A 4674-nucleotide genomic window follows, 5' to 3' on the forward strand; every position below is an offset into this window, starting at 1 on the left:
CCCCCCCCCCCGCCGGTCCCGGTTAACCGCGACGATACGGCGGTGATGATGTTCACCTCCGGCACCACCGGAGAGCCTAAAGGGGCGATTATCACCCACAATAACCTGCTCTGCGCGATTGACGCCTATACGCAAAAACTGAATCTCACCGCCGCGGATAGCACCATTCTGGCGGTACCTATCTATCACATCACCGGCCTGTCGGCGCTGCTGGCGCTGTTTATTAGCCTCGGCGCGAGCATCTGGCTGCAGCATCGGTTCAATGCCCCGCAGGTGATCACCACCCTGCGCGAGCAGAACATTACCTTTCTGCACGGCTCGCCCACCATTTTTATCCTTCTTTGTCAGGCTGCGCGTGAGCAGAGCGCCAGCCATCCCGGCGATTTTCCGGCATTGCGCACGATTGCCTGCGGCGCGGGCCACCTGAGCGATGGACTGATCAAGGAGTTAAAAACCCTGTTCCCGCATACCGCGATTCAGCCGATCTACGGCCTCACCGAAACGACCTCGCCTGCGACGATTTTTCCGGGCGACGTCTGGGGCAGCGATAAATGCGGCAGTTCAGGTCAGGCGATCCCGGGTCTCGCCATTACCATCCGCAACGATCGCCAGCAGCCCCTCCCCGCCGGGCAAATCGGCCATATCTGGCTAAAAGGCGATGTGGTGATCCGCGAATACTGGCAGCACAGCGAGCGACGCCCGAGCTGCGATGCGCAGGGCTGGTTTTGTACCGGCGATCTGGGCTATCTCGACGACGAAGGCTGGCTGTACATCAAAGACCGCAGCAAGGACATGATCAATCGCGGCGGCGAGAAAATTTACTCACTGGAGCTGGAAAACATTCTCTCTACCTATCGGGGAGTACGGGAAGTTGCCGTCATCCCGACCCCCAGCCCGGTCTACGGCGAAGAGCCCGTGGCGTTTATCGTGCCGGATGGCCAGCATCACCTGACCAGCGAAGAGATCCTCGACTGGCTGAAGGTCAAAATCGCCCGTTTTAAGCTACCGGCGCGCATTATTTTCACCCGTGCTTTACCGCGTACCCACAACGGCAAAGTGAGTAAACAGCAGCTCAAAACGCGTCTCGCAGAATCCATCATCACGCTATCAACGGAGGATAAAAAGTGAGCAGCAAATTTATCGACGCCCATGAGGCGGCGCGGTGGGTCGCCAGCGGCGACACCGTCTGCACCGTCGGGATGACGCTTATCGGCGCGGCGGAGTCCATTTTAAGCGCCATCGAAGCGCGCTTTCTGACCGCGGGCGAACCGCGTGACCTGACGCTACTGCATGCCGCGGGGCAAAGCGATCGCCAGCGCGGTATCCAGCACTTTGCCCATCCGGGTATGGTGACCCGCCTTATCGGTTCGCACTGGGGCCTGGCGCCGCGCTGGATGGCGATGATCAACAACAACGAAGTGGAAGCCTGGTGCCTGCCGCAGGGGCAGATCGTTCATCTCTATAGCGCGATGGCCGCCGGACTGCCGGGGCGGCTTTCTCCCGTCGGTCTCGGTACCTTTGTCGATCCGCGCATAGAGGGCGGAAGGATGAACGCCCGCACCCGCGAACGACCCAATCTGATCGAGCACGTCACGTTTCGCGGCGACGAATATCTGTTTTATCCGGCTCTTCCTCTGGACGTGGTCATTGTGCGCGGCACCCATGCTGATGAAGACGGCAACCTCACGACCGATGAAGAGGTGATGAAGCTGGAAGTCCTGCACGCCGTTCTCGCCGCCAGACGCTACGGGGCGAAGGTGCTGGCACAGGTGAAATATCGCGTAGCGAAAGGCTCGCTGCATCCGAAAAGCATCACCGTTCCCGGCAACCTGATCGACGCCATTGTGGTGTGCGAAGAGCCGCAGACGGATCACCGCCAGACTTCAAGCTGGGCCTTCGACCCAGCGCTGTGCGGCGATATCCAGCTGCCCGCCGTGCAAAATGCGCCGCTGCCGCTGGACCTGCGCAAGCTTATCGGGCGGATTGCCTGCCGCTATCTGACCCCCGGCTGCGTCATCAATCTCGGCACCGGTATACCCAATGACGTGATTGGCGCCATCATTCATGAGGAACAGCTCGGCGAGCAGGTCACCATCACCGTCGAGTCAGGGATCTACGGCGGGCAGCAGGCGGGTGGCGTGGATTTCGGTATCGGCCGTAATCTGAGCGCGATGATTAGCCACCAGGATCAAATGCTCTACTACAACGGCGCAGGGGTCGACATCACCTTTATGGGCGCCGGCGAGATGGACCCACACGGGCACGTCAATGCCACACGGCTCGGCGCATCCTGCCCCGGCGCGGGCGGTTTTATCGATATCACCCAGAATGCCCGCCACGTCGTGTTCTGCTCCTCTTTTACCGCCAAGGGGCTGGAGATCGCCTGTGAACACGGGGCGCTGCATATCCGCCGCGAAGGCGAAGTGCGTAAATTCGTCGCCGGGGTAAACCAGATTTCTTACAACGGCGAACTGGCCCGCGCCAAAGGACAAACCATGCATTACGTCACCGAACGGGCGGTTTTCGAACTGCGCCCGGAAGGACCGGTGCTGACGGAAATCGCCCCCGGCATCGATCTTGAGCGCGACATCCTGGCGCATATGGATTTTCATCCGGCGATCGCCGCGGATCTTCAGGTTATGGACAGCCGATTGTTCGCCCCGCCGCCCTGCGGTCTCGCGGAACATCTGTCCCGGAATTCATCCTCTGACTCATAAGGAACGTTGCTATGAAACTTGCCAGTAAAACCGCCATTGTCACCGGCGCCGCACGCGGTATCGGCTTTGGCATTGCCCAGGTGCTTGCGCGGGAAGGCGCGCGAGTGATTATCGCCGATCGTGATGCACACGGCGAAGCCGCCGCCGCTTCCCTGCGCGAATCGGGCGCACAGGCGCTGTTTATCAGCTGCAATATCGCTGAAAAAACGCAGGTCGAAGCCCTGTTTTCCCAGGCCGAAGAGGCGTTTGGCCCGGTAGACATTCTGGTGAATAACGCCGGAATCAACCGCGACGCCATGCTGCATAAATTAACGGAAGCGGACTGGGACACGGTTATCGACGTTAACCTGAAAGGCACTTTCCTCTGTATGCAGCAGGCCGCTATCCGCATGCGCGAGCGCGGTGCGGGCCGCATTATCAATATCGCTTCCGCCAGCTGGCTTGGCAACGTCGGGCAAACCAACTATTCGGCGTCAAAAGCCGGCGTGGTGGGAATGACCAAAACCGCCTGCCGCGAACTGGCGAAAAAAGGTGTCACGGTGAATGCCATCTGCCCGGGCTTTATCGATACCGACATGACGCGCGGCGTACCGGAAAACGTCTGGCAAATCATGATCAGCAAAATCCCCGCGGGTTACGCCGGCGAGGCGAAAGACGTCGGCGAGTGCGTGGCGTTTCTGGCGTCCGATGGCGCGCGCTATATCAATGGTGAAGTGATTAACGTCGGCGGCGGCATGGTGCTGTAAGGAGAAAAACAATGACCCAGGCTAATGATATTGTGATTGTCAGCGGCGTCCGTACCGCTATTGGCACGTTTAACGGCAGTCTTAAACATACCCATCAGCATGACCTTGGGGCCGCCGTCATTCGCGAAGCGATCGCCCGCGCCGGGATTGCGCCGCAGGATATCGACGAAACGATCGTCGGCAACGTCGGGCAAATCGCCGAAAGCGGTTTTATCGCCCGCATCTGTCAGCTGCGCGCGGGGATCCCGCAGGAGAGCACCGCCTATTCCGTTAACCGCCAGTGCGGCTCCGGACTTCAGGCCCTGGCGGACGGCATGATGCAGCTGCAAAGCGGCCAGGCCGAGGTGGTCGTCGCCTGCGGCACTGAAAATATGACCCAGCTGCCCTACTACCTGCGTAAAGCGCGCGATGGCTATCGCATGGGCCACGGCGAGCTGGAAGATGGCCTGATCTCCATTCTCACCTGGCCGGAAGGCCCTTATCACAACGGCATCACCGCGGAAAACGTCGCGCAACGCTTCGGTATTACCCGCGAAGCGATGGACGATTTCGCCTGGTCGAGCCAGCAGAAGGCGCTGAAGGCGATCGCGGAGGGTCGCTTTCGCGAGCAGATCCTGGCCCTTGAGGTGCCGGACGGCAAAAAAGCGACCCGCCTGTTTGCGACCGATGAACACCCGCGCGACACCCCGCGTGAAAAGCTCGCCACGCTGCGTCCGGCGTTTAAAGCCGACGGCGTGGTGACGGCGGCCAACTCATCGGGCATTAACGACGGCGCGGCGGCGCTGGTGATGATGACCCGCCAGCAGGCGGAAAAACGCGGCTTAGCCCCGCGCATGCGCATTCGCGGCTGGGCGGTCGCCGGCTGCGGAGCGGAGATTATGGGGTTTGGTCCCTCTCCCGCCACCCGACGCCTGATGGACCGTCTCAATATAGATGTGCAGTCCATTGATTTAATTGAACTCAACGAGGCCTTCGCCGCTCAGGCGCTGGCGGTGATGAACGATCTGCGTCTCGACCCGGCCCGCGTTAACGTCAACGGCGGCGCGATCGCCCTCGGCCACCCGGTAGGCGCCAGCGGTGCGATTCTGCCGGTCAAACTGATGTATGAAATGGCGCGCAGCGGCGCACGCACTGGTCTGGCCACCATGTGCATCGGCGGCGGCCAGGGGATTTCTATGCTGTTCGAGCGCGAAGGCGCTTAGCAAAAGACG

Annotated in this window: 4 protein-coding genes; all 4 read left to right on the top strand. The window is 60.7% G+C overall.

Going from position 1 to position 4674, the window contains the following annotated elements; genetic code table 11:
- Positions 1–1128: class I adenylate-forming enzyme family protein (locus tag HMPREF9538_RS12855; RefSeq protein ID WP_009485226.1), on the top strand; the 1128-nt coding region annotated here is incomplete at its 5' end.
- Positions 1125–2717, top strand: a complete 1593-nt coding sequence (locus HMPREF9538_RS12850; RefSeq protein WP_009485227.1) for an acyl CoA:acetate/3-ketoacid CoA transferase — start codon at positions 1125–1127, stop codon at positions 2715–2717. The genes HMPREF9538_RS12855 and HMPREF9538_RS12850, both read left to right, overlap by 4 nt.
- A gap of 11 nt (positions 2718–2728) precedes the next feature.
- On the top strand, positions 2729–3463 hold the full coding sequence (gene fabG, locus HMPREF9538_RS12845; protein WP_002904841.1) for a 3-oxoacyl-ACP reductase FabG: 735 nt from the start codon (positions 2729–2731) through the stop codon (positions 3461–3463).
- An 11-nt stretch (positions 3464–3474) separates the two neighbouring features.
- A complete protein-coding gene (locus tag HMPREF9538_RS12840; protein ID WP_009485228.1) occupies positions 3475–4665 on the top strand; it encodes a thiolase family protein in 1191 nt (396 codons plus the stop codon).
- Positions 4666–4674 lie beyond the last annotated feature (9 nt).

The organism is Klebsiella sp. MS 92-3 (genome assembly GCF_000195655.1).
Classification (GTDB): domain Bacteria; phylum Pseudomonadota; class Gammaproteobacteria; order Enterobacterales; family Enterobacteriaceae; genus Klebsiella; species Klebsiella pneumoniae.

Coding starts and splice junctions, on each gene's coding strand:
- fabG (WP_002904841.1), top strand. CDS start 2,729: ATGAAACTTGCCAGTAAAACCGCCATTGTCACCGGCGCCGCACGCGGT.
- HMPREF9538_RS12840 (WP_009485228.1), top strand. CDS start 3,475: ATGACCCAGGCTAATGATATTGTGATTGTCAGCGGCGTCCGTACCGCT.